This is a genomic window from Flintibacter hominis (genome assembly GCF_014287965.1).
GTDB lineage: Bacteria > Bacillota > Clostridia > Oscillospirales > Oscillospiraceae > Lawsonibacter > Lawsonibacter aceti.
The window spans coordinates 35383-60260 of record NZ_JACOPO010000002.1; the positions used below are offsets into that span (position 1 = coordinate 35383).

Genomic DNA, 24878 nt, shown 5'->3' on the forward strand with positions numbered 1-24878 from the left:
CGGGGGTGAGTGACATGGCCGACAACTTCATCCTGATTCATCTGGATCCAGCCGACAATATAGCAGTGCTCCGTGCCGCAGCGGAGGCTGGCACTGTACTTACCCCAGATGGTCTGACCATCCGGCAGGACATCCCTATCGGGCATAAGGTGGCCATACGCCCCATCGCCCAAGGTGAGCCAATCTTAAAATACAATACAGTCATCGGCTATGCTTCCCAGAATATCTCTCCTGGAGATCATGTCCATAACCACAACATCCGTTTTGATACCATCAAAGAAGTCTACCATTACTGTGCTGATTACACCCCAGTCCCCATTCTACCGGCCCAGGAACAGCGTACTTTTCTGGGCTATGTGCGGCCTAACGGGCTAGTCGGCACACGGAACTGTATTGCTGTCACCGTATGTAGCAATTGTGCCGCAACCGTGGCCAGAAAAATTGCCAACCACTTTACCCCAGAGATATTGTCCGCTTATCCCAATGTAGACGCCGTGGTTCCCCTCATCACATCTTCCGGTTGCGGTCTGGAGAAGTCCGGTGACCCCATGATCTATTTGCGCCGGGTACTGGGCGGCCTTATCAAGAATCCCAATATAGCAGGCGCCCTTGTATGTGCCCTGGGCTGTGAGTCTAACAATATCGACAACTTTTTTCAGGAAGCAGGTCTAGTCCCCAGTCCCACACTGGGTCGCTTGGTAATCCAAGAGGAGGGCGGCTCCCGAAAATCAGTGGAAAAGGGCATCTCTATGGTAGAGGCCATGCTTTCCCTCGCCAATCATTCTGTTCGCCAGGAGGTACCTGTTTCTCATCTGAAGGTCGGACTGGAATGTGGCGGCTCCGACTCTTTCTCTGGTTCCTCAGCCAATCCAGCGCTGGGCAAGGCAATCGATCTTCTGATCCAGAACGGCGGTACCGCAGTCCTCACAGAACCCACCGAGCTACTCGGTGTGGAAGGAGCACTGGTCCGACGCGCCAGATCTCCCCAGGTAGCGCAAAAGCTCATCGACATCATGCGGTGGTGGCTGGACTACTGCCGTGGAAAGGACTCTCAAATCTATGGCAAAGTTACCCCCGGCAATAATGCTGGCGGCATCACCAATGTCCTGGAAAAAGCTCTTGGAAGCGCAAAAAAAGGCGGGAGCACCCCACTCAACGATGTAGTTGGCTATGCGGAACCTGTTACCACTCCCGGCCTTAACATCATGAACTCTCCTTCTTATGATCCGGTATCCGCTGCAGCCATGTTTTCCGGCGGCTGCAATCTTTGCGCTTTTACCACTGGCCGGGGCTCCTGCTATGGCAGCCAGCACTTCCCCACTCTAAAGATTTCTTCCAATACCCCCCTCTATCTCCGCCAAAAGGATGATATTGACCTCAATGCCGGCGCTGTTATCGATGGGGAAAAAACTTTGGAGCAGATGGGGCAGGAAATTTTCGATGCTCTCATCGAAGTGGCCTCTGGGAGGCGAACTAAAAGCGAGCTGTTCGGAATGGGTGGCGATGAGTTTATCGTTTGGTGGCTTGGCATCACCGCTTAACTCAGTCCCAGCATATAGAATGCCAAACCTGCTGGAAGGGGAAATCGGCCAAGTCGGTTTCCCCCATTTTATCAATCCAGACTTCTGGAAATGTCCCTCATCTCTTTCCCCTGGCCATTCCAGAACTCCCGCAGCTTTGCCATCTGATCTCCAAGGCTGAAATGCCGGACGCCCAAGTCGATGTAATACTGGGCCTCTGCGGGCGAATTGATCTCACATCTCGGCTGAACACCATGCCGCAAGGCCGCTGAGATGACCTGTCGTTCAGCCTGCTTAAACTCCTGTGTATGATCCGCTCGATTCCAGCCACGGCTCATGCAGTAGTCCGCCGGGCCAAATTGCACCATATCTACGCCTGGGATATCGCAGATCTCCTCAATCCGTTCCACAGACTCCCGCTTTTCGATCATGAAGCATAGTACAATATCGTTAAGCCGTTGAATATGCTCCAACTGGGATACTCCATTCGGGCTGCTGATGAATCGCCGGTTTGGACATCCATATACGCCATCTGTGCCTTCTACCAACGGACGGATGGCTCTGACAGAAGCATACACATCCTCCGGAGTCCGGCAATCAGCAAAATTGACCCCTTGGAATCCAGAGGCTACCGCCTTTTGTGACACATAAAATCGATTTTGAAAATCCACCTTTATCATAGTGCCCATTTCATACAGTTCAGCTGCCCGGGCCATGTTCTCCAGATCCATCTGTGTGAATGGAGCGTATTCCGCTACAAATTCCATGTAGTCAAAGTTTCCGCAGGCACCTAAAGTTTCGGTGAAGATCGGCCAAGTGGACCACATACGAGTACTCACCGATGTCTTTCCTTCCTGTAAGATCCTGCGCAGTTTGTTTTCTCTCATCATTTCTTTTCCTCTTTCCCATAGAACGCAAGACATGTAAGCATACTACTATTACAGCGGGCCTGCCAGCGGTAAAACCATGCAGCTGTGTCTCGCTCATTCATATCCCCAATGGCATTTTTACCATAGCTGACAGCACTGGGATGATATCTAACCGACCAGGTGTTCAATCACTTTTATACAGGAGGGGCCCCCGCTTTGGCGGGGGCCCCTGTTGTTTATTCGACGGCCTCGAATCACAGGAAGGGCACAAAGCTTTGGAACAGGTCACGCTGCTCCTTCAAATTCGCAAGGGTTTCCTCCACGTTAAGTACAAAGGGATTCTGGAAGCAGTAATCATTCACCATTTGTTTCCAATCGTCCGTAGCGGTAACGTCTAGGATGGCGGCATTCATAGCCTCAACAATTTCAGCAGGAGTCCCCTTAGGCGCCAGAAGAACATACTCCGTATCTAGCTTCAGCTCAGGAATCAACTCGCTGGCCGCAGGCTGATCTGGGATCAGGTCAGGGGCCTTGGAAAGTACGGTGCATAGGCTCTTCAGCTGACCGTTCTCAATATAGTCAGCCGCAGTGGAATAGGGCAGGGAGGTAGCGTCGATCTCGCCGCCCAACAGAGCAGTCAGACGAGTGGCGCCATCGCCTGCGTCAATAATATTGAATTGAGCGCCACCCAGGTTGGCCAGAACACAGGACAGAATGTATACGCCACCGCCGGTAGAGATGCCCAACTTGATCTGACCAGGATTGGCCTTGGTGGCTTCGATCAGTTCCTCCAAGGTATTATAGGGGGAATCCGCGGGAACAACGATATTCTCACCGGACTGCATTCCATACACCGCTACTGGCTCAAAAGCATCATAGCCGAAGTCCACCATGCCGGTCGCTTCGTTGCCGTTTAGCGCCGCAGTATTAGTGGCAATAAAGGTGTAACCGTCGGTCTCTCCATCCTTATATTGCTGCATACAGGTAGCGCCGTTGGCGCCGGTCACGTTGGTGACGACCACAGACACGCCCAACTCACTTTCCAGCGCAGTGGCCAACTGACGCCCCATATAGTCAGTATCACCACCGGCTCCGTGGGTCATATAGATGTTGATCGTCTTGTCGGGCCAACCCTCCGCAGCATTGGGATCGCTGGGAGCATTTGAAGTAGAGGCGCTGGTAGTGCTCTTGTCATCCCCCGAAGAGGGTGTTCCAGGATTGGCGCAGCCGGTAGCCATAACCAGCACCATAGCTGCACTCAGCATCAGAGAGATCATTCTTTTCATCTTGTTCTTCCTTTCTTTTTGGCTTTTATTTATTCATCACCGCTGGCAGCCATCTTGATAGCCTCAGCTTCTTCTGCACGTTTCGCGTCTTTCAGGTTCGCACGGGCAGAGAAGATGACCACCAAGACCGTCGCAATGATCAATACACAGAAAATCGGATGATTCCAGAAGGGATCGCTAGAGGCCAGCTGAGATACGCGGCGCAGGTTCTGCTCAAAGGTCGGGCCTAAAATAAATCCAAGGATCATAGGGACCGTTGGGATCTTGGCCTTTACGAGCAAATAGGACATCAGGCCAAATAAAACCATGGCATAGGTATCAAAGAGCATATTGGCGTTTCCGATAGCGCCAATGGCGCATAGCACTACAACCACCGGAAGCAAATAATTCTTGGGTACTTTTAATACAGATATGAAAAATCGCATACCCAGCATCATGAACACCAGCATAAAAATCGCGGCTAATACCATAGCAAAGAAGATCGCATAGACCACCACGCCGTTCTTCTCATAGATCAGGGGCCCTGGCGCCACATTATGCACCTGGAGTCCACCTAGTAACATTGCGGTAACAGCATCGCCGGGAATACCCAGGGAAAGGAGAGGGATCATAGCGCCGCCTATCGTTCCATTATTGGCGGTCTCAGAGGCTACCACGCCATCCATGATACCTGTCCCGTACAGTTCGCGGCGTTTGGAGGTGTTCTTGGATACAGTATAGGAGATCATACAAGACACACCGCCACCGATGCCTGGCAGAATTCCAATGCCGACACCAATCAGCGCGGATACAATGGCGTTTGGAATATTACTCACAAACTCCTTCATAGAGAAGCCAACGCCCCTGATCTTTACATCCTGTCGAATGGTGTAATCCTGTTTTTGGCGCACTGTTTCGGCATAGGCCATGACCTCGGAAATGGCAAACAGACCGATTAACAGAACTACAAGGGCAAAACCGTTGTTCAACTGATACATACCGAAGGTAAACCTAGGCTTGGAGTCAATGGGCGAAAGGCCAACTGTAGCCAGCAAAGCCCCCAGCACAGCGGAAATCAGGCCCTTCGGCATATCATGTCCTGTAAGGGCGACAACCATGGACAGGGAGAAAACAGCCAGGGCACAATACTCATATGCCTGGAACTTAAGCGCAAAGTCACACAGCACAGGAGCCAGTACCACAAGCAGGCCAATGCCAATGACGGTTCCAATAAATGAGAACACCACACCGGTGCCTAGCGCTTTGCCTGCCTCGCCCTTGTCTGCCATTGGTTTTCCATCAAAACAGGTGGCTACAGAGGAAGGTGTACCGGGAATATTCAACAGAATAGCGGAAATCAAGCCGCCGGAAATACCGCCAATGTAAAGTGCCATCAGCATCGAAATACCTTCCGAGGCTGTCATTGAGTAAGTGACCGGCAGGAACATAACAATAGCCATGGTGGCGGTCAAGCCTGGGATGGAACCAAAGATGATACCCACCACTGTACCTATGGCTATTAGAGCAATAGTCATGGGCTGAAGGACTTCCATTAAGCCTTGAACAATCATTCTTTTAGCCCTCCTTTACAGTCCGAATATACTCAGGAGTCCAATGGGAAGTAGGACATTCAGCATGTATCTGAAGATATAGAACAGGAGACAGCCTGTAATAATAGCTGTAATCGCTGCGGGCAGCACATTCTTTTTCCGATGTTCGCCCGGAGTAAGCACCAGGATCTGTACAAATACATACAGGATTGTAGTAGGTACAAAACCAATGGGCCCCATTAATCCCACATACAGGCCCAGGGCCACGAAACTGACCACAACCTCTCGCTTCTCGACCAATGCTGCTATCATAGAATTTTTTTGCGTCACACCGCCTTCGGCCTTATAGGCTTTGCGCTTCTTCATCCCTCTTACAATCAGCCACAGACTCAACACCAGCATGGCCCCACCCCATAGATAAGGCACAAAGTGGTTAGTCAAGGGAGTGGCTCCCAGGCCGGTGAAAGTGGGGATCCCAGGGATATTGAGCAAATACCATATCGAGAAAATAAAAATTACCGTACCGGGGATAATATCCAGCCTATACTTGCTGTTTTTCATATACCCTTTTCTCTTCCTTTCTGATCAATCTATCCTGTTTATATCAAATCCAGCAAGTTGCCCTTCTGGTCAAAACGCAGGGGTCTCGCTTCTTCTAATATCTCAATATCTTCTCTGCCTCTCATCTGCTCCAGAAGCGTTTCAGAAATCATGATCGTTTCCAGGGACAGCGTGTTTTTGATATAAACCATCCGAACATGATTCTTGTCCGCTTTTGTCAGCGTACGTACCGCGACTTGAAGTGCCATTTTGTCGTCCTCCAACACCATCGGAATCTTTCCCACACCCAGCACAGTCGAGGTGATCATGTTGAAATAGGTGGCATTGGTATCTAGCTTTTCAAACACGCGCTTTGTCGTCGTGTCCGCATTTCCAAGTCCAATATAGCTGCCGTGACTTTCGGGGGAGATGTCCAATACTACTACCCTCTCTTTTTTAATACCGCCAGTAGCATAAGGCGTCCCAAAAGTCCCTGTCACATTAGGATCCATGCCGCTGCCTGAAAAATTTTTCCCAATCTCTCTCACCAGCAGCACGTCCGTTTCCGGCATTAGAAGCCGGGGAAGGCGGCTTTTAGCAAAAAGCAGCAGTTCGGGCTCTTTGTCAAAGATTTCCTCCGCGGGAAGGACCTCGATCCGGCAGGTCTGATCAAATTCATTTTCGATAGTACCTACGCCAAAAATTATATTGGTGTGATCAAAAATCACCTTGGCATATTGTGGAAGCCGTTCCCCCATCCATTGAAATCCCGCCCGGTGCAGGGAGTCTGCTCCCTCACGTTTTCCCATACCAATGGCCATCATCTTGACCAGGCCTGACTCATAAGCTCCCCGGAATGCTGTATGGGCTTTGATCCGCCCCACAACGATGACTGCGTCCGCCTCATACGCAAAGCGATCCACTCGCACTTCATCGCCGTTGGAGAGAGAACCCACCTGCACAGTTTCCATACTGGAGAAGATGGGGCATCGACAGGCCTCCTCTGTAATTCCATAACTCTCTAGAATCTCCCGTTGTCCTTCCGCCGTAGCACCTCCGTGACTACCCATCGCTGGTATGATATAGGGATGAGCGCCTTGCGCCCTCACATAGTCAGCCAATTCCCTCAGGATCAGCGGCATATTGGCAATCTTTCTACTGCTGCCGGTGAGAACCACCCGCATTCCAGGCTTAATACGGGACCGCAAGTCCTCTCGATCCAGCTTTTCCATCAGATAGGCAGCAACATCCTCTATTCCATCTCTGGGGAATTTTTGTCTAATCATGGCCATTCGCGGCAATTCTACATCTGCTAGCACCGCACGAAGACCAGATTGTTCTTTAATTTCCATCGTATTTTCCTTTCCAACGGCAAGTCACATCTCTTCCCTCTTGTGCAAGCGAACCAACTGAAGCGCCCACCCCAGCTCTGGAAGAGGGTTATACGTTATGCTGCGCTCCGTGATAGGCATCAAAGGATTGATCCGATATCCGAGGAATCGCCCCCGCAGAATCAGTTCCAGTCTGTCCCCTTTTATGCAAAGAAATAGGCCATTGGCCGCCATAGATCCAATCTGTTTAATCAGCTTCTTTTCCTGTTTGGGCAGTTCCGGCATTTCCTCTCCCTCTATCCAAAGGGGGACAAATTGAATCCCCGGATAGGTTATCCTGATATAGCACCCACTGAGCATAGCGTTCAAGCCATTTTCCACAACAGGAAACGTCACATCTGCCAACTCCACCTGGATGTCTCCCATTTGGCCCCGGACTAGCTCTCGGCTCAAAAAAGCTCGTCCGCTACCAGAGCAGCCCAAACCGCCCGACAGAACCGCGGCCTGGTCCACGCCGTCTTTAGGGCTGTACTCAAATTGGTCCAAGCAGGCGCAGACAGCATAGGTCAAGATGGCCCCACGGACACACCCAATATATCGGCGGTTCAGCGGCCTGACCAGCAGCAGGTAGACAGCCAGCAGAATACCTGCCACCATATAGCCCATCGGCCCGATCCCTACCAAGAAAAGCGCAACTCCCGCAATGAGAAGAGCCAGAAAGTACAGCAGATTTGCCGCCATCATGATCAGCCGTTTTCGGCTCAAATTCTTTATAGCTGTTTCTATGGGACTCATACCTGGGCCCAATCTTTGCCTGCCCATCTGGGATGGTCATATGCTGCTTTGTCTGCTACATACGGCCATTTCTCCCCTCGGCATACTGCCAGACACCCCTTAACGCACATCTGCGCCATCTTAATGACTGCCTCCCGGGTCTGGGCGGCTGAGTGGGGGCTGAGGACCAAGTTTGGACAGGTAAGCAGTGGATCATCTGCCCTGGGTGGTTCACTACAGAACACATCGGTACCTGCCCCAGCGATAACACCTTCTTTTAAAGCTTCCACTAAATCAGACTCATTGACGATCCCTCCCCGGCTACAATTAATAAGTAGAGCTGTCGGCTTCATCATAGACAGTTGTCTCTTAGAAATCATGCCTCGGGTCTCCTCTGTAAGAGGGACATGGATAGTAACTACGTCGCTGATTTTCAGCAGATCTTTGTAATTTTCATAGTAGTCAGCTCCCAAAGCCTCAATCTTTTCTTGTTCCAGGAAGGGGTCATAACCGGCCAGTTTCATGCCGCAGCCCCGGCATATCTTGGCAGTTTCCCGGCCAATGGCGCCTAACCCAATTACGCCAACTGTTTTTCCTTCCAACTCAAAAGCCTTCTTGGCCCCACGAATCTCCCAGTTACCCGTGCACATTTCGTTTTGCCCCTCTATTAAATTTTTAGACAGGGCAAATATCATGGCTACAGTATGTTCGGCTACACTTCGGTTGTTTGCCCCCGGAGTAATTACAACCGGGATGCCCTTTGCGGTCGCAGCTGCTATATCTACTGTGTCATAGCCCACTCCGGTCCTGCCGATAACCTTCAGGTTGGGGCTATGCTCAATAGCATGTCCATCACATTTGGCGATTCTGACAATAAGTGCATCCGCATCCCGCATTTGGTCCAAATAGTTATTAGGGTCCTGGTCATCTGCCACATAGATGTCAGCTGTATCCTTCAGCAGCTCCATCCCCTCTGGACAAACAGCCTGGGTCATAACGAATTTCATAGGGTCCCCTCCTTACCTTTTCTTATGGTTCGCCAGAGTGATTGCATAATCCATGGCGTTGACCAAGCTCAACTCATTTGCGTGTCCGTTACCTGCATGGCCAAAGCCAGTACCATGGTCCACACTGGCCCGGATAATAGGAAGTCCCAGAGTAACATTGATTCCCGCTACAGCATCCCAGTGCCTCTCAGCTTTGTTATAGACAAATCCCTTCACTTTCAGGGGGATATGGCCTTGGTCATGATACATGACTACAACAATATCATACCAGCCGCCCAGCGCCTTCGAAAACACGGTATCAGGCGGTGTAGGTTTTTTCTCAGGAATCCAGATTCCTTCAGCCATGGCCGCGTCAACAGCGGGCTGTATCTCCTCAATCTCTTCTCGACCGAACATCCCGTTCTCCCCGCAGTGAGGATTTAAGCCTGCCACGCCGATCTTAGGCTTCTCAATCCCTAAAGCTTTACATCCCTCATTAGCAATGCGGATACATTCCAGTACCCGCTCCTTTTTCACAAGATCGCAGGCCTCTCTCAGGGAAACATGGGTCGATACATGAACCACCCGCAGGTCGTTATGGGCCAGCATCATAGTATACTTGTCAGTTTTGGTATAGTCAGCATAAATCTCAGTATGACCGGAGTAGTGATGACCGGCCATATTGATCGCTTCTTTGGCTAAAGCATTAGTAACAGTAGCATCTATCTCGCCCGCCATGGCCATTTGAATCACTTTCTCCACATACCGAAAGGATGCCTCACCACCTAACCGGCAAGCGCCTATGCCGAAAGGTTGCGGCACATCCTGGTCAGCAGTATCTGGAATTTGATCTACAGCTACTAATCCCAGGTCTAGCACGTCGATAGTTCCATATGTAAACTTGGCTTCTTCCACACACTTGACTGGGTTAAGGGTCAGCGTGGCGCCTCTTACTTTCTTGGCCACCCGAAGGGCATAGTCCATGCTGCTCATATCCCCTACAACCAGGGGCCTGCAGCGGTCATAAATGCCCTTGTTCGCCAAGGCCCGGACCGTAATCTCCGGGCCATTGCCGAAGGGATCCCCCATTGAAATACCCAAAATCGGTCTGTCCATTTTCTTCCTCCTCAGCACATGCCCTTATCCGCGTTTTCTTTCAGCACCTTTCTCAACTCCTCTACCCCCTCGTCACATAGGTAGTTGAAGGGGCGTCGACAGTCGCCCACCGGATAGCCCAGCATAGAAACAGCCTTTTTGACTACGGTGTTGGGATTTCCATATTTAAATATCGCCCGGAATGAAGCGATGGATTCCTGGGCCACTTCAGCTTCCTCCAGTTTACCGGCTTTAAACAAATCATAAATGGAGGCCAATACATGGGGATACACATTAGCACAGCCCGCAATACCACCGGTCCCTCCCGCTTTCAAGCATGGAAGGATTAAAGAGTCGTTTCCAGACAGGACTTTAAAGCCCTTGTCCAAATCCCTGGTCAGGTTGATATATGCCTGCAAGTTGTCCCAGTCGCCGCTGGAATCCTTGGCCCCCATAATCACATCCACATCCTTCGCCAGCTTGGCAACGGTTTCCGGCAGCAACTTGTTGCCAGTACGTGCCGGGATATTGTACAGAACGATGGGAATATCCACATGCTTGGCCACCTCAGCATAGTGGTTATACAACTCCTTCTGAGAGGCCAGGGCAAAGCTCGGGGTAATAATGGACAGTACATCCGCGCCCAATTCCTGAGCCTTTTTGCTCATTCGAATCGTGTCAGCAGTGGAAATACAGCCTGTGCCGGCATAGACGGGTACCCTGCCATTTACTTGGTCAATAGTAACCTCCAGCACCTCAATCTTTTCCTTTTCACTTAGTATATAGCCCTCACCATTTGTTCCAAAGGGAAACAGGCCGTGAACGCCGCCCTCAATCATTCGTTCAATTTGCTCCCGCAGCACATCCAAGTTAACGGACTCATCCGAATTCATAGGAGTGAGGATTGGCGGGATAATGCCTTTTAACTCAATCTGCATCATTTTTGCTTCCTTCTTCCTCTAAATTAAAGTATTTCAAGATACAATGCCCTGGCATCCTCAGGAGTAACCTGTCGCATATTGTTGACCAGTAGTCTCTGGACCTGCATCCCAGCCTCTACTAAGCCGTCTAGGTCTTCCGCCGGAACGCCAAACTCTTTTAGACTGGTTGGAATGTCCAAATCCTTGACGATCTTCTCCATCCAGGCCAGCATGTACGCGCTCTTTTCTTCCACAGTCACACAGGTCTTCTCTCCATGGACACAGCGGTCATAAGCGACAGCAAATCTTTCTCGACACTCAGGCTCATTGAATCGCATGACAGGGGCCAGCAGGATTGCGTTAGAAACGCCATGGGCAATATGGTACTTGCCGCCCAATGGATAGCTCAGTGCATGAACCGCTGTAGTACCAGAGGCCGTGATGGCTAATCCCCCATAATAAGCGGCGATCTGCATCCGGTTTTTGGCCTCCATGGCCTCCGAGTCGTTACAAGCATCCATGATATTATTCAAGATTAGATCCAGACCTTCTAGGGCATACAAATCACTGAAAGGGTTCGCTTTGTTGCTAGTAAAGCACTCGATACAATGGGCTAAGGCATCTACCCCAGTAGCCGCCGCAATTTTCCTGGGCAAATTTTTGATCATTCTGGCATCCAAGATCACATAGTCTGCGATCATATTTTCGTTAACTATGCCCACCTTCAAGTTCTTTTCTGGTACGGCCACGATAGCATTTGGGGTAACCTCTGCCCCCGTTCCAGCAGTCGTAGGGATAAGAATGATAGGGACACACTTCTGTGCCTGACCAGGCTTGTCCAGCAGCTCCTTTACACCATACTGGTCTGTTACTAGTACGCTAGCGAGTTTTGCTGCGTCCATTACCGATCCGCCACCGCAAGCGACAATTAGGTCTGCACCGGATGCCTTGAATTGGTCAACTAACTTTTGAACTGCTTTATAGGAAGGTTCTGCGGGAAGATCATCCAGCACATAGTAGTCGGCACCAGATGCCTTCACAGCTTCCTCAGGTAAGGCGAACAAGCCGCAGCCTTCGATGCCTTTATCTGTAAACATAGCTACCCGTTTTGCTCTACAGTTTTGAATAATAGCAGTGATGTTCCCGATGGCATTCTCTCCACCATATACTGCGTGGGGCATTTTCAAATTGTATTCTTTCAGCATACTAATTCCTCCTCGCCACTGTGGGCAATTATTTTGGCTAGATCAGTCAGCAATTCCGCTGAACCAAATCCTCCGGATTTTGAAATTAGATCGATTCGTTTCCCATTGTACTCTGTTCGGGAAAGAACCACCCCAGGCACCAGTTCACACACTGGAATCAAACTGTCTTGATTAATTTCCCTCATAAATGCCAACAGTGTGTCACCACCAGTCAGCATCAGTGTCGCTTCCAAACCGCCTTCGAGCATCCGCTCTAATAGTCTTCCCATAGACTGGGCAATAGCGCTTCTTGTCGCTTCTATATTCATATCCCTAGTCAGCGCATAGCTGCGGGTCTCCTCAGCTTCCTCCGGTCCTCCACAATCGATTATAGCGGCTGTACTATGTTGGAGCTTGTTCAGCCATTGAGCAAGAACACACTCTCCATCCTCACTCTCCAACCAGGTGGGATCCAATTTCTGTTGTGGTGTCAATCGGATACGATGCATGCCATTCTTTTCCGCAGTGTCCAACTGCTCTATAGTGATGGGATTGATGCTACCACACACGGTGATGAGGCGTGGATTCATAGCGGGTCTTCTACAGTCATACTGTGTCAGATTTAGCAATTTTGGCAATACCGCGGCTAATCCGGCACAACCCGCCAGCAGTTTCAGCTGATGGCAGTCATTCAATCTTTGAGCGATTTGAAGAAGGTCCTCGTCGGTGACTGCATCATAAATCAAAATACCTTCTTTATCGGGTATGTCTTCTCCCGCAGCGACTAAATATGTTGGTATATTACTTTGCTCCCCAATTATGTTCTGGATATTTGAGTGCCTGACTGGCTCAAAAGGGTCAGAACCGAACACGCTGTCTGCCACTGGGACCTGCCCAATATAGTGGATGCCATTTACTGTTACTCGATTCATTTTAGGAAAGGCCGGAATAAAATGGAGCTGTTTACCATGGGCCGCAGCCCGCATAGCAGAAAGTTCACTGCCTATATTGCCCCTCAATGCGGAATCTATCTTTTTATAGATACAGGAGACAGAGGCCTGCTGGGCCTGACTCACGATCTTTGCCACGATCTCTCCAGCCTCTGCTGGAGGCATATGCCGAGTCTCAGCAACAATAATAAGCACTTGGACTCCCTGTTCCAGCCCAGCAAAAATATTCTGGTTTTGGGGGGTATATACTCGAACCAAGGTCCCTTTAGCCTTAAATTGTATTCCTGTGTCCAAAGCCCCAGTAAAATCATCTGCAATAACCAGTAGCTTAATCATGACATTCCCTCATTCAAACTGCTTTATTTTGGAACATCCTTAATCTTTGAAAATGAGTTTGAGAAAAGACATCCCTATATATCATTTACTTAATCAAATCCTAACTTTTGTTTCTTTTCATATCAATCCATTTGACTTGTAAAAATTGTTTATATTTGAAACGATTTCTCTAGCGTTTTATGCAAAAATATATCTCGCCGCCCTCTCATATAGGAAAGCCCTCTATCATCATTGGGCAGTATGACCATATCTAATTGCTTATGGGCATAAAAATCCCCCCGCGGATACCGTGGAGGGATCTTGGGGGCATTTTCTGTTGTCAATCTACGCTAACTCGGCTTCACTGGTATACATTTTACCATTTCACTGTTCCCTCTCCTATGGTGTAGCCGTTTTTATTCCTGGATGTAAGGTAGAAGGAAAAAGGTAGAAGAAAGAAGGCGCGTAACTTTGTCATGACCTTTGGATAATGGGAAGACAGCAATATAAATCGTTTCATACCATATCTAACATACGCAAGGGACCAAATTTCCTTCTGACACATATTCGGCAGTAATAGCAGTAAAATAGTGTATGTCTTATATAAATAGACCTACCCCCCATTTTTAAGTACAGATACTTCCTCTATCAACAAACTTATAGAAATAGATGCAGGTCCGTCCTAGTCTTTTGATAGCCCTCCTAAATTCATTACCCAACTATTCCTGTATGGACTGTTCACTCTATTTTTGCCCTCTTTGGGTAGCCAAATGTATTGCTAAACATTTGCTTAACCGTACGAATACAAATATCGGTTTTCTTGCTGGCGGCCTCGTAATCGTCTATATTGTTGCCTGTATATTTTTTTATTCTGTTAGTTGACGGCAAAGCTGGATTTTACCAATAGACTTACTACGTCTTGGTTTACACTACTTTACTGTGTGCATAAAGTTATACCGTAATATACCAAAAGCCCTTCAAAAAACAACTAGTCGGAATTTCAGGAATAACGGATCTTCTACTATTTTTTAGGAAATATAGTAACGGGCAACAAAATTTTATATAAGATTCTATTACAAAAACTTACTAAATTTCTGATTATCTTTTCATAAGTTGGTAAATGCCGATATATCCCGTATTTTAGGGCTTTATCGGTATTTTCTTTTTGGAAGATACCTTGCATAAGCTGGCATTTACCAGCATGAAAATGCAACCAAAAGTAGTAAATGAGTAGTAAATATAAGCTCCGATATTAACAAGCCAGTCTTTCCAGTTCCGCTTTTGCAGATTGAAATGTACCGTGTGCGTAATAGCCAAGTGTCATGGTTATGTTAGCGTGTCCCATGAGATATTGCAGGGTGTTTGGGTTCATTCCTCTATTTGCCATATTCGTACAATAAGTATGCCTGAATGAATGTGGTGTGATGTTCGGTAACTTATCCGTGTGATACTTGTTATATTTCTTAATCAATCCTCGCACCATACCCTCATAGTTTCCTGCAACTTTAGGCAAGCCCTCACGGTTTAAGAATAGGAAATTGCTGTAACCACCTACAATCAGCGGTTGTGCTTTTCCTCTGCTCTTTAGTATTCTTTGGATTGCTTGATAAGCCCGTTCTGTCAATGGAAGTTCCCGTTTTCCGTTTTTGGTCTTTGGTGTTTCAATATAGTAGCCTATTTCGCTATCTTTCAATAGCTGGTGGTCTATATTGAGTATTCTGTTCTGCATATCAATATGCGTCGTCAGTCCGCAAAATTCAGAAATACGAAGTCCCGTTTCCAGCAGAAGCACAACCTCATCATAATACTTGCTGTAAATCTTGTCCTTTTCCATAAAGGCAAGCAGGCGTTCTTCCTGCTCTGGTGTAAGGATAACTTTCTGCTCCGTATCATCTTCCAGAACATCACTTAGCTTAAATTCAAACGGGTTCTTTCTGATACAGTCGTCTTGTATCGCCATGTAAAATGACGCTTTCAAGGAACGCTTATAGTTATCAATCGTTTTATAGGCATATCCTTTTTCACTCATTCTGATAGCCCATTCTTTAGCGTCCGATTGCTTCACAGTATCAATCGCCCTCATACCCAACGGGTCGTTTTTCAGAGCGTTCATAAGATACTGTCGTCCTTTTTCAGTAGCCCTTTTGATGTTCTTTCTTTGGCTGTTCTTCTTGTCGTAGAGCTGGCAGACTGTCATTTTACCGCCGACTGTGTCGATACCGTCGTTAAGGTCTTTTTTTATCTGTGCTTCTTTTTCCCTCAACGATATATCATCACGCTTTCCAGCAGGTGTCTTGTCTGTCGGTACAAGTTTCCAAGAATAGACAAATTGTGGCTTTCCGTATATATCGGTATATTTATAAACGTATCTTCCGTCTTTTCGCTGGCTCTCTCCATTACGCAAATTGCGATTTTTACCGTCTTTTCGTTTTACATTAGACATAGTGTAAAGCTCCTTTCCGTCATGGAATGAGCCGTGATACGCTATATTTATTATACCATATCTACGGCTCAATGACATTAGATTTCGTCCAATGTATCTATGATTTTTTCAAATTGTTTTCGCTTAATCTGAATACGGTTACCGTTCACGATAACCCAGCCAGCGTCAATATTTTCTTCGGCTAATTTACGCAATTTCTTTTCGCCAATGCGGAAGTATTTGGACGCTTCTTCAATCGTCAGCGTATATTTTTCCCAGATAGGCACATCAGTATTGTTCATAATCTATGCACCCCCTTTACTGTGTGTCATTTTTTACAAGCAGGCAGACGGCTTTGGAAAGCTCCGTTAGTATCTCAACTATTCCCATTCTTGTGGGCAGAACCGCACCATGCGGACGTATCATTATTCTGTGAGGATAGGTCGTGGCAAAACGACTTTTCCAACAGTCGCTCTCGGATCACTGCGTGGGTCGCTCGCTTTCTTTTGAAAAGGTCGTGGCGTACAGTCCCCGTGGCTCGCTATCTCACAAACGTATCTGTCTGCTTTATTCAGTTGTCAAAGAGCTGTGGCGAAAGCGTGTTGCTTTCATGTAAAAGCAGGGGCAGAGCAGGAAAGAGGGGATTGAACAAATCATGCTCTGCGGTTACTGCTTGTTATTCTTCGGTTTCTAAAGGAATATCAAAGTCCAAAATCATTTTGATAAGTGCTTCTCTGATACGTCCTTTTAATTCCATGTCTACGACTATGCAGACATTACCATATTTGTCGTAGAACGGACGCAAACAACATTTTGATATGTACGGGTCATACAACGCCAGTATCTTTTCAATCGCATTTACGTTGCCGTCCACAGCCGACGAAATAAGGTAAAATGACGGGCGTGTGTTATTCATCATTCATGTTCTCCTTTAATTTTTTCTTGATTTCTTCAAGTGAGTTCTTCCTACTGCGGAACGACGTTGAACGGTTAATCTTTAATCTGTCGCCGATTTCTGTATCGCTCATGCCTAAGAAGAAATACATCAACAAGATTTCTCTGTCTTTTTCAGACAGATACTTAATCGCTTCTGCTAAATCATCATCAAGGACACGAACCTCAATACCACATACATCAAAGGCGGTATAATCGCTTTCGTATTCGTCCCAGACTGCCAGCTTTTCTACGACGATTTCTGGAAGTTCACAATAGGAAATTTCCTTATTTCTTCGTCGCTTTAATTCTTTGCGATAATTACGGACAATGCCTTTCACTACACGTTTGAGCTTGCAGTCAAATTGACATTGTATTGTCTTTTGGAAGTCCGACGGTTTCATATCATCACACCCCCTTTCCGTTATGACGTGAAAAGTGTTTATCCCTCTTTCCGCACCATATCTGTACAGCAAGGTGTGATTTGTTGCATGATTTTGAAAAAAAATGAAAAAATTTTTTCGGGTACAAAAAAAGCCCGCACAAAACATATAGTCTGTACGAGCTATTAAAGCTGTGAGATATTCAGTTGTTAATAAAATGCTGTTAGGTAGTGTATGACCGTATAAGATTATGCTTAAAACTTTCCATGACACAAGCCCCCTTACAGCACTTGATTTCTATTAAACTTTTGTCTTTTTTGTAATCTTGTAAATATATTCTTCTGGAGTAGGGCGTTTATTTCCAAAATACTTTCTGAAATTCTCCTGCACTTCTGGGTCGGTGCTGTTCATAGCTTCATCAATCGTCGCTTCAATATCAGCTCGAACATCAGCTAATGACACACCGCCAGCTTTTGCACCAGCTTTCAATGCTTTTTTAATATCTCGTTTTTTAAGTCCTATCATAGTATTACCTCGTCACAATTTACTGAATGTTTTAGAAATGTTTTTCAAAATGCTTATATAGAATAATCCCTAAAAATGTTTGCAGTAGGAATAAACCAAATATAATGCCTATAATCCATGCTTCAATATGAAGTAACGCAAGTACAAAAGCAACAAACAAGTACACGAAAGTCATTAACTGATATACTAAAGAACCAGCTTTCATTCTTAAAAATATTTTTCTTTCATCAACATTATTGATGTGATTTTCTCTATTTATATTTTGTAATTTTTCTTTATTTTTTGGCATTTCATAATAACAAATTTTCAATAATTGAACACCAGAAGCAAAAGCTAAACCGAACCCCATTGCGTAAAAAAGTGTAGCGTAATAATCAGTATCAATAACGAAATATCCAAAACATATAAAGATTATACCTATAATAATCTCAATGATAAATGATAATTTTTTCTTCATTGTTAATTCCACCTTTCAAAAGACTACATTTTCTGTATTAAAAAAATCGTTTTATGGTTGTTCAAATTATCCTGAATGTAAGTTTACTTTAGCTGAACATTTTAGAAAGAAAAAACTAACCAAAACGAATGTAAAAGAATTACTGGAGGGAAAAGAAACCCTGGTAAAAGGAATCAAAAACAAAGAGAAAAAGCCCTACAATGCCGTTGTAAAAATTGGGGAAAAGGGATATATTGATTTTATATCTTTCTCAAAATAAACATAAAAGCCCTTTAAAGAGGGCTTTTATATATTAATCACAAATCACTTATCACAAATCACTTATCACAAATCACAAGTGATTTGTGATTGTTGATGATAAAATAAGAATAAGAAGAAATAGAAAGAAGTGAGTGATTGTGGGAAATTTAGGCGCACAAAAAGAAAAACGAAATGATACACCAATCAGTGCAAAAAAAGATATAATGGGAGATAAGACGGTTCGTGTTCGTGCTGACTTGCACCATATCATAAAAATCGAAACAGCAAAGAATGGCGGAAACGTAAAAGAAGTTATGGAAATAAGACTTAGAAGCAAACTTAAGAGTGTGTTGATATTGCAGTATCTTAAAATTTTGTGTATAATAGGAATTGAAGTTAAATTAGATGCTAAAAATTTGTAATTAAGAAGGAGGGATTCGTCATGTTGGTATTCCAAATGCGTAATGTAGATAAAACATCTACTGTTTTGAAACAGACTAAAAACAGTGATTACGCAGATAAATAAATACGTTAGATTAATTCCTACCAGTGACTAATCTTATGACTTTTTAAACAGATAACTAAAATTACAAACAAATCGTTTAACTTCTGTATTTATTTACAGATGTAATCACTTCAGGAGTGATTACATGAACAAAAATATAAAATATTCTCAAAACTTTTTAACGAGTGAAAAAGTACTCAACCAAATAATAAAACAATTGAATTTAAAAGAAACCGATACCGTTTACGAAATTGGAACAGGTAAAGGGCATTTAACGACGAAACTGGCTAAAATAAGTAAACAGGTAACGTCTATTGAATTAGACAGTCATCTATTCAACTTATCGTCAGAAAAATTAAAACTGAACATTCGTGTCACTTTAATTCACCAAGATATTCTACAGTTTCAATTCCCTAACAAACAGAGGTATAAAATTGTTGGGAGTATTCCTTACCATTTAAGCACACAAATTATTAAAAAAGTGGTTTTTGAAAGCCATGCGTCTGACATCTATCTGATTGTTGAAGAAGGATTCTACAAGCGTACCTTGGATATTCACCGAACACTAGGGTTGCTCTTGCACACTCAAGTCTCGATTCAGCAATTGCTTAAGCTGCCAGCGGAATGCTTTCATCCTAAACCAAAAGTAAACAGTGTCTTAATAAAACTTACCCGCCATACCACAGATGTTCCAGATAAATATTGGAAGCTATATACGTACTTTGTTTCAAAATGGGTCAATCGAGAATATCGTCAACTGTTTACTAAAAATCAGTTTCATCAAGCAATGAAACACGCCAAAGTAAACAATTTAAGTACCGTTACTTATGAGCAAGTATTGTCTATTTTTAATAGTTATCTATTATTTAACGGGAGGAAATAATTCTATGAGTCGCTTTTTTAAATTTGGAAAGTTACACGTTACTAAAGGGAATGGAGATAAATTATTAGATATACTACTGACAGCTTCCAAGAAGCTAAAGAGGTCCCTAGCGCCTACGGGGAATTTGTATCGATAAGGGGTACAAATTCCCACTAAGCGCTCGGGACCCCTTGTAGGAAAATGTCCTAAGTGTGGCAACAATATTGTATTAAAAAAATCGTTTTATGGTTGTTCAAATTATCCTGAATGTAAGTTTACTTTAGCTGAACATTTTAGAAAGAAAAAACTAACCAAAACGAATGTAAAAGAATTACTGGAGGGAAAAGAAACCCTGGTAAAAGGAATCAAAAACAAAGAGAAAAAGCCCTACAATGCCGTTGTAAAAATTGGGGAAAAGGGATATATTGATTTTATCTCTTTTTCAAAATAAACATAAAAGCCCTTTAAAGAGGGCTTTTATATATTAATCACAAATCACTTATCACAAATCACAAGTGATTAATCACAAATCACTTGTGATTTGTGATTCTTAATGATACAATATTACTATACAAAAAAAGAATGGGGCGTAGTTATGGAGAAGGAAAAACTAAAAATACTTGAAGAATTAAGACGTATTTTTATCTAAAAAGCTTTATGTAAATACAGTACGAAAAAATTTCCTCCATATACGAAAAACACCGTTCCGCAATTATGGAACGGTGTTTTTATAGATAAAATTACCTTTGGTATTCAAACTCCAGGTCGTACATGGACACGATATCCCCGTCCTTAATGCCCATCTCCTCCAGCTTGTCGAACAGACCGGACTGGCGCAGCTTCTGGTCGAACCAGTTGCGGCTCTCATAGTCGGAGAAATTGACGTTGGCGATAAGCCGCTGGAGCCAGGGGGCATCCACCACCCAGGTGCCGTCAAACTCCTGGATATTGACCTCTCCCTCGGTATCCACCTCCGGGGGCCGCTCCACATAGGTGGGCTCGTACACCACCACGGGAGGCAGCTGGGCCAGCTCCTGGGCGCATCGCTTTATCAGCTCCTGGGTGCCCTGGTGGGCGGCGGCGGACATCTCAAAGAGCTCCAGTCCCTTTCCCTCCACATGGGCCCGCAACTTGTCCAGCAGGACGGGGTCCTCCATGATATCCACCTTGTTGGCCACCACCAGCATCTTCCGCCCAGCCAGTTCGGGGGAGTATTGGGCCAGCTCCTCATTGATGGCCTCAAAGTCGGCCACTGGGTCCCGGCCCTCGCTGCCCGACACGTCCACCACATGGACCAGCAGCCGGCAGCGGTCGATATGCCGCAGGAAATCGTGGCCCAGGCCGGCGCCCTCCGCCGCCCCTTCGATGATGCCGGGGATGTCGGCCATGACGAAGGACATCCCATCCTCCACATAGACCACCCCCAGGTTGGGAAACAGGGTGGTAAAATGGTAGTTTGCGATTTTGGGCTGGGCCCGGCTGACCACCGACAGCAGGGTGGACTTGCCCACGTTGGGGAAACCCACCAGCCCCACGTCGGCCAGCAGCTTCAGCTCCAGCACCACATCCCGGCTCTCTCCGGGCAGGCCCGCCTTTGCGAACCGGGGCACCTGCCGGGTTGGGGTGGCAAAGTGCTTGTTGCCCCAGCCGCCCCGCCCCCCTTTACACAGGATGAAGGGCCTGTCGTCGGACATGTCCCTGATGATCTCCCTGGTCTCGGCGTCCCGGATGATAGTGCCCCTGGGGACCTTGAGGACCAGGTCCTCCCCGTCTCTGCCGGTACATCGCTTGCCGCTGCCGTCGCCCCCATTTCCCGCCACATACTTCCTCTTATAGCGGAAATCCATCAGGGTGGACATATGGTCGTTGACCTCTACCACAATATTTCCGCCCCGGCCGCCGTCGCCCCCGTCGGGGCCGCCGGCCGCCACATATTTCTCCCGGTGGAAGGAGACCACACCGTTTCCCCCGTTGCCAGAGCGGACGGTGATCTTTGCGGTATCTACAAAAGGCGCTGCCATCTGGGGCACCTCCTCACTCTCAAATCAAAATTCCAGCAGGTTCAGCCCCACTGTATCGCTGAATTTCCGCCCTACCTGGCCGTCCCACACCTGGAGGAACAGCTCCAGCGTGGCGCTGATGGTGGCGGAGGACAGGTGGCCGGCATGGACCTGGCCGGTGACCGGATTGCCGATGGTAATGTGGAGGTGGAGATAGGGCTCGCCCTCCTTACGGGTGACATTCCCCACCAGAGCGGAAATTTCATAGTCCCCCTGGTATCGCTGGGAGTAGTATTTCTTCTCCACTGTGTTGAAAATACCAATGGTCACGTCGTTGGCCGCCCCAAGAGCGGATACGCTGGCCAGTTGGATACTCTCCTGCTCCACCAGCCGGGTCAGGCTGCCCACGATCTCCTCGCCGGGGTCCAGGCGAAGCACATAGCCCTGTTCAAATTTGCGGTAGTCCATATTTTATCCTCCTTCACAATATTTCCCGTTTTCTGTCCCAATCCCCGTCCAAGGCGGGGCGTCACATTCCGGGACTGGAAAAAGGCCGCAAACGGAGTCCGTTTGCGGCCTTCTGTTAAGCAACGAAATTACTGGGCGATCTCCACAATGGAAACCTGCTTGCGATCCTTGCCCAGGCGCTCAAACTTGACCCTGCCGTCCTTCAGAGCAAACAGGGTGTCGTCGCTGCCCTTACCCACATTGACGCCGGGATGGATGTGGGTGCCGCGCTGACGGACCAGGATATTGCCGGCCAGCACAAACTGTCCGTCGCCCCGCTTGACGCCCAGGCGCTTGGCCTCGGAGTCACGGCCGTTCCGGGTGGAACCAACGCCCTTTTTGTGGGCGAAAAACTGCAAACCGATATTCAGCATAACTTACACCTCCATGACGGAAATATTTTCTGGGTACTCCTCCGCCAACTGGACACAGTGGACCATCAGCGCCGCCAGAAGGGTCTGGCAGGTGCTCTCGTTGGTCTGGCCCAGAGCGCTGGGGAGCTTGAGGGAGATGGATGCGTCCTTTTGCTTCACCTTTACAGCGGCCTCCAGCCCCAGTACGTCGTTGACGGCGCACTCGGTCAGGCGCACGGCGCTGGTGATGGCGGCGCAGACGATGTCTTCTCCCTCCGGGGCATAACCGCTGTGGCCCTTCACCTCGAAGCCCACGATCCGGCTGCCCTCAGTCTGAAAGGTTACGGTGGTCATCAGGCCTTAATGGCGCCGATCTGCACCTTGGTATAGGGCTGGCGGTGGCCCTGACGCTTCCGATAACCCTTCTTGGGGGTGTACTTGAAGATACGGACCTTCTTGCCCTTGCCGTTCTTCACGACAGTGGCAGCCACAGAGGCACCCTCCACCACGGGAGCGCCGAAGGTAGCCTTGTCCCCATCCAGGATGGCCAGCACCTGGTCAAAGGTGATGGTCTGTCCGGCCTCGGCCTCCAGCTTCTCGATAAACAGGGTGTCCCCTTCGTTCACTTTGTACTGCTTGCCGCCGGTCACGATGATTGCCTGCATTTGTTTCAACTCCTTCATTACGGGCTCGCTCTCGCAGGAGGGGGCCGTTCCCCGCTTGTCACACCTGGGTCCCCTTGCGGCCGGGTCGTTCACTCCCCTGACCGGAAATCTGGTGCTTTTCCTGTTCAATGCGGCTATGATAGTTTATCAGCAGAGCAGAAGGTTGTCAATAGAAAACGGAGATTTTTTCTCCTGTTTCCACCTTTTTTGGCCTCTTTCCTCCAAAGGTGGAATATACCATCCAATTAATAAGAATCACTTGCGTTAATATTTGTTCTGTGCTATATTCTTCTCATCCAATACCATTGAGAGGAGGCGTTCCCCATGAAATTCAAGCCCGAATTGTCCACCGCCGTCCTGGAGCGGCAGCTTCTGGACCGGGAATTTTCCGCCGCTTGGGAGGCGGGGCGGGTGCGTCTGGGGGAAAGCTGTCTGTTCTTTCCCAAATTTTCCGGCACTACCTATCTCCCATACAGCCAGATCGTGAACGCCTATCTACGTCAGGAGGAGGTCAACGCCAATTTGTGCTGTGGCCGGGCCAATTTTGACCAGTTTTTCCTCATGGTCCGTGGGACCGACGGCCAGCTGCGCCGGGGACAGGTGCTGTCCAAGGAGAAGGGGAAGGAGGCCCTGGCCCTCCTCGCTGCCGCCAATCCCGCCATTGAGATCGGCTACCACCCCTGACCAGACATAGGCAAAACGGCCCGGCCGCATAGGCGGCCGGGCCGTTTTCAGTTCCTCTCCAGGGAGCGGACCAGCGCCACCAGATGGCGGGTGATCCGGGCGGTGAGTCCCCAGATGGCCCGCCCCTTCCAGGGGTAGATGGGGACGTTCTCTCCTCCCGGCTGCCAGCGGTAGTCCCGCGGGATGCCCACCAGCTCATAGGGGAAGTTCTCCCCCGTCTGGGGAATCAGCTGATAGTCATACTCCAGGGGCTGGGTGGCCAGCAGGTGGCGGAGGGGCACCAGAAAGGTCTCCTCCACCTCCGCCGAGTTTGGGCACATTTTCTCTACCGCCCTCCTGTCCACCAGGGCCAGGACAGGGTACATGATGAAGTTGGCCCGGTGGGCGATAAAGTCCAGCCGTCCCAGCACCCGGACGGCAGACCGGGGGATGGACAATTCCTCCTCCGTTTCTCGCAGGGCACATTCCTCCGGGGACTCTGCCCCCTCGATCCGGCCGCCGGGAAAGCACACCTCCCCCGGCTGGCGGCGGAGTGTATGGGCCCGGACCTCGTACAGCAGGGACAGGCCCTCCTCTCCCTCCACCATGGGGACCAGTACCGCATATCTCCCCGTGGCGTCCATCAGGCCGGGCTGGCGGCGGGCCAGCAGGCGAGTCAGCGCATCCAGTTCCATAGCCACCTCACACCAGGTTGTTGTACAGCAGGGCAAAGGTGAACAGCAGCCCAATGAGGGAGCCAGCCAGATAGACCCACTCTCTTGGCCAGCGCCAAAACAGGGCGGCAAAGATCTCCGTCATTGCCAGATTGAGCAGCAAGCCCTGCCCCTTGGGGACATAGTGGTGGTTCGCCGCCGTTGGGGGCCTGATGGTCACCATATCAGGCAGCAGCCCCCAGCCCACTAGAGCGCCCAGCAGGCCCAGCACCACCAGCAGGTAAGTGATCAGATTGCGGTGGCGCTGAAGGGCGTCCCTCTGGCGTGGGAACCATTCACGCTTTGCCATGGCTCATCCTCCTTTGGAAAAACACGCCCCGTCGGGGCGTG

At 48.0% G+C, this 24878-nt stretch carries 30 protein-coding genes and 1 pseudogene; 7 read left to right on the top strand and 24 right to left on the bottom strand.

Annotated elements, in window-relative coordinates:
• Positions 1-14 precede the first annotated feature (14 nt).
• Complete coding sequence (locus H8S11_RS03320) at positions 15-1541, top strand: UxaA family hydrolase (RefSeq protein ID WP_186852190.1); 1527 nt, start codon at positions 15-17, stop codon at positions 1539-1541.
• 71 nt (positions 1542-1612) lie between these two features.
• Here H8S11_RS03320 and H8S11_RS03325 read toward each other — a convergent pair whose 3' ends face one another.
• From H8S11_RS03325 to H8S11_RS03405, 17 genes are all read right to left on the bottom strand, one after another.
• Positions 1613-2410, bottom strand: a complete 798-nt coding sequence (locus tag H8S11_RS03325) for an HpcH/HpaI aldolase family protein (protein WP_243200919.1) — start codon at positions 2408-2410, stop codon at positions 1613-1615.
• Positions 2411-2643: 233 nt separating this feature from the next.
• Positions 2644-3675, bottom strand: a complete 1032-nt coding sequence (locus H8S11_RS03330; RefSeq protein ID WP_207721900.1) for a Bug family tripartite tricarboxylate transporter substrate binding protein — start codon at positions 3673-3675, stop codon at positions 2644-2646.
• Between the two features lie 29 nt (positions 3676-3704).
• Positions 3705-5225 carry a tripartite tricarboxylate transporter permease gene (locus tag H8S11_RS03335; RefSeq protein ID WP_186852191.1) on the bottom strand — a complete coding sequence of 507 codons (1521 nt, stop codon included), beginning with the start codon at positions 5223-5225 and terminating at the stop codon, positions 3705-3707.
• A gap of 15 nt (positions 5226-5240) precedes the next feature.
• Positions 5241-5765: a tripartite tricarboxylate transporter TctB family protein gene (locus H8S11_RS03340; RefSeq protein WP_186852192.1), complete on the bottom strand. Its 525-nt coding sequence runs from the start codon at positions 5763-5765 to the stop codon at positions 5241-5243.
• Between the two features lie 38 nt (positions 5766-5803).
• Positions 5804-7096: a nickel pincer cofactor-dependent isomerase, group 22 gene (locus H8S11_RS03345; RefSeq protein ID WP_186852193.1), complete on the bottom strand. Its 1293-nt coding sequence runs from the start codon at positions 7094-7096 to the stop codon at positions 5804-5806.
• A 24-nt stretch (positions 7097-7120) separates the two neighbouring features.
• Positions 7121-7819 carry a hypothetical protein gene (locus H8S11_RS03350; RefSeq protein ID WP_186852194.1) on the bottom strand — a complete coding sequence of 233 codons (699 nt, stop codon included), beginning with the start codon at positions 7817-7819 and terminating at the stop codon, positions 7121-7123.
• 47 nt (positions 7820-7866) lie between these two features.
• Positions 7867-8856: a hydroxyacid dehydrogenase gene (locus H8S11_RS03355; RefSeq protein WP_186852195.1), complete on the bottom strand. Its 990-nt coding sequence runs from the start codon at positions 8854-8856 to the stop codon at positions 7867-7869.
• 12 nt (positions 8857-8868) lie between these two features.
• Positions 8869-9951, bottom strand: coding sequence for a PdxA family dehydrogenase (locus H8S11_RS03360; protein WP_186852196.1), 1083 nt, complete (start codon positions 9949-9951; stop codon positions 8869-8871).
• Positions 9952-9962: 11 nt separating this feature from the next.
• A complete protein-coding gene (gene dapA, locus H8S11_RS03365) occupies positions 9963-10871 on the bottom strand; it encodes a 4-hydroxy-tetrahydrodipicolinate synthase (RefSeq protein WP_186852197.1) in 909 nt (302 codons plus the stop codon).
• A gap of 23 nt (positions 10872-10894) precedes the next feature.
• Complete coding sequence (locus H8S11_RS03370; protein WP_186852198.1) at positions 10895-12055, bottom strand: iron-containing alcohol dehydrogenase; 1161 nt, start codon at positions 12053-12055, stop codon at positions 10895-10897.
• Positions 12049-13320 carry a four-carbon acid sugar kinase family protein gene (locus H8S11_RS03375; protein ID WP_186852199.1) on the bottom strand — a complete coding sequence of 424 codons (1272 nt, stop codon included), beginning with the start codon at positions 13318-13320 and terminating at the stop codon, positions 12049-12051. The genes H8S11_RS03370 and H8S11_RS03375 overlap by 7 nt, the downstream gene beginning before the upstream one ends.
• Positions 13321-14551: 1231 nt before the next feature.
• Positions 14552-15742, bottom strand: coding sequence for a site-specific integrase (locus tag H8S11_RS03380; RefSeq protein WP_009271880.1), 1191 nt, complete (start codon positions 15740-15742; stop codon positions 14552-14554).
• Positions 15743-15819: 77 nt separating this feature from the next.
• Positions 15820-16023, bottom strand: a complete 204-nt coding sequence (locus H8S11_RS03385) for an excisionase (protein ID WP_004613735.1) — start codon at positions 16021-16023, stop codon at positions 15820-15822.
• Positions 16024-16397: 374 nt separating this feature from the next.
• Positions 16398-16640 carry a helix-turn-helix domain-containing protein gene (locus tag H8S11_RS03390; RefSeq protein ID WP_008787631.1) on the bottom strand — a complete coding sequence of 81 codons (243 nt, stop codon included), beginning with the start codon at positions 16638-16640 and terminating at the stop codon, positions 16398-16400.
• Positions 16630-17058: an RNA polymerase sigma factor gene (locus H8S11_RS03395; RefSeq protein WP_008787630.1), complete on the bottom strand. Its 429-nt coding sequence runs from the start codon at positions 17056-17058 to the stop codon at positions 16630-16632. Before H8S11_RS03395 ends, H8S11_RS03390 begins: the two co-directional genes overlap by 11 nt.
• Positions 17059-17337: 279 nt before the next feature.
• A complete protein-coding gene (locus H8S11_RS03400; protein ID WP_008787629.1) occupies positions 17338-17562 on the bottom strand; it encodes a hypothetical protein in 225 nt (74 codons plus the stop codon).
• Positions 17563-17593: 31 nt separating this feature from the next.
• Positions 17594-18019 (bottom strand): hypothetical protein, encoded by a 426-nt coding sequence (locus H8S11_RS03405; protein ID WP_008787628.1) that lies wholly within the window; start codon positions 18017-18019, stop codon positions 17594-17596.
• Between H8S11_RS03405 and H8S11_RS03410 the strand changes: the two genes are divergently transcribed.
• From H8S11_RS03410 to H8S11_RS03430, 5 genes and pseudogenes are all read left to right on the top strand, one after another.
• Positions 17994-18278: a topoisomerase C-terminal repeat-containing protein gene (locus tag H8S11_RS03410; protein WP_008787627.1), complete on the top strand. Its 285-nt coding sequence runs from the start codon at positions 17994-17996 to the stop codon at positions 18276-18278. The two genes, H8S11_RS03405 and H8S11_RS03410, sit on opposite strands and share 26 nt — an antisense overlap.
• Before the next feature lie 205 nt (positions 18279-18483).
• Positions 18484-18653: pseudogene (locus tag H8S11_RS14050) on the top strand (MLS leader peptide).
• Between the two features lie 48 nt (positions 18654-18701).
• Positions 18702-18785 (top strand): 23S rRNA methyltransferase attenuation leader peptide, encoded by an 84-nt coding sequence (locus H8S11_RS03420; protein WP_001814874.1) that lies wholly within the window; start codon positions 18702-18704, stop codon positions 18783-18785.
• A 124-nt stretch (positions 18786-18909) separates the two neighbouring features.
• Complete coding sequence (erm(B), locus tag H8S11_RS03425) at positions 18910-19647, top strand: 23S rRNA (adenine(2058)-N(6))-methyltransferase Erm(B) (protein ID WP_001038792.1); 738 nt, start codon at positions 18910-18912, stop codon at positions 19645-19647.
• 145 nt (positions 19648-19792) lie between these two features.
• A complete protein-coding gene (locus H8S11_RS03430; RefSeq protein ID WP_002326770.1) occupies positions 19793-20077 on the top strand; it encodes a topoisomerase C-terminal repeat-containing protein in 285 nt (94 codons plus the stop codon).
• A gap of 289 nt (positions 20078-20366) precedes the next feature.
• Here H8S11_RS03430 and obgE read toward each other — a convergent pair whose 3' ends face one another.
• From obgE to rplU, 5 genes are all read right to left on the bottom strand, one after another.
• On the bottom strand, positions 20367-21647 hold the full coding sequence (gene obgE / locus H8S11_RS03435) for a GTPase ObgE (RefSeq protein ID WP_186852200.1): 1281 nt from the start codon (positions 21645-21647) through the stop codon (positions 20367-20369).
• Between the two features lie 24 nt (positions 21648-21671).
• The gene (locus H8S11_RS03440; RefSeq protein ID WP_147571020.1) at positions 21672-22094 is read right to left on the bottom strand and encodes a PPC domain-containing DNA-binding protein; all 423 of its coding nucleotides are present in this window, start codon (positions 22092-22094) and stop codon (positions 21672-21674) included.
• A gap of 128 nt (positions 22095-22222) precedes the next feature.
• The gene (gene rpmA, locus H8S11_RS03445) at positions 22223-22507 is read right to left on the bottom strand and encodes a 50S ribosomal protein L27 (protein WP_147571021.1); all 285 of its coding nucleotides are present in this window, start codon (positions 22505-22507) and stop codon (positions 22223-22225) included.
• 3 nt (positions 22508-22510) lie between these two features.
• Complete coding sequence (locus tag H8S11_RS03450; RefSeq protein WP_147571022.1) at positions 22511-22840, bottom strand: ribosomal-processing cysteine protease Prp; 330 nt, start codon at positions 22838-22840, stop codon at positions 22511-22513.
• A complete protein-coding gene (gene rplU, locus H8S11_RS03455; protein ID WP_147571023.1) occupies positions 22840-23151 on the bottom strand; it encodes a 50S ribosomal protein L21 in 312 nt (103 codons plus the stop codon). The genes H8S11_RS03450 and rplU overlap by 1 nt, the downstream gene beginning before the upstream one ends.
• 324 nt (positions 23152-23475) lie before the next feature.
• Here rplU and H8S11_RS03460 point away from each other — a divergent pair, with 324 nt between their 5' ends.
• Positions 23476-23835 (top strand): DUF6709 family protein, encoded by a 360-nt coding sequence (locus H8S11_RS03460; protein ID WP_147571024.1) that lies wholly within the window; start codon positions 23476-23478, stop codon positions 23833-23835.
• A gap of 47 nt (positions 23836-23882) precedes the next feature.
• Here the strand turns inward: H8S11_RS03460 and H8S11_RS03465 are convergent, their stop codons facing one another.
• Together H8S11_RS03465 and H8S11_RS03470 are read right to left on the bottom strand one after the other, a co-directional pair.
• Complete coding sequence (locus H8S11_RS03465; RefSeq protein ID WP_186852201.1) at positions 23883-24509, bottom strand: NUDIX hydrolase; 627 nt, start codon at positions 24507-24509, stop codon at positions 23883-23885.
• A gap of 7 nt (positions 24510-24516) precedes the next feature.
• Positions 24517-24837: a hypothetical protein gene (locus tag H8S11_RS03470; RefSeq protein WP_147571026.1), complete on the bottom strand. Its 321-nt coding sequence runs from the start codon at positions 24835-24837 to the stop codon at positions 24517-24519.
• Positions 24838-24878 lie beyond the last annotated feature (41 nt).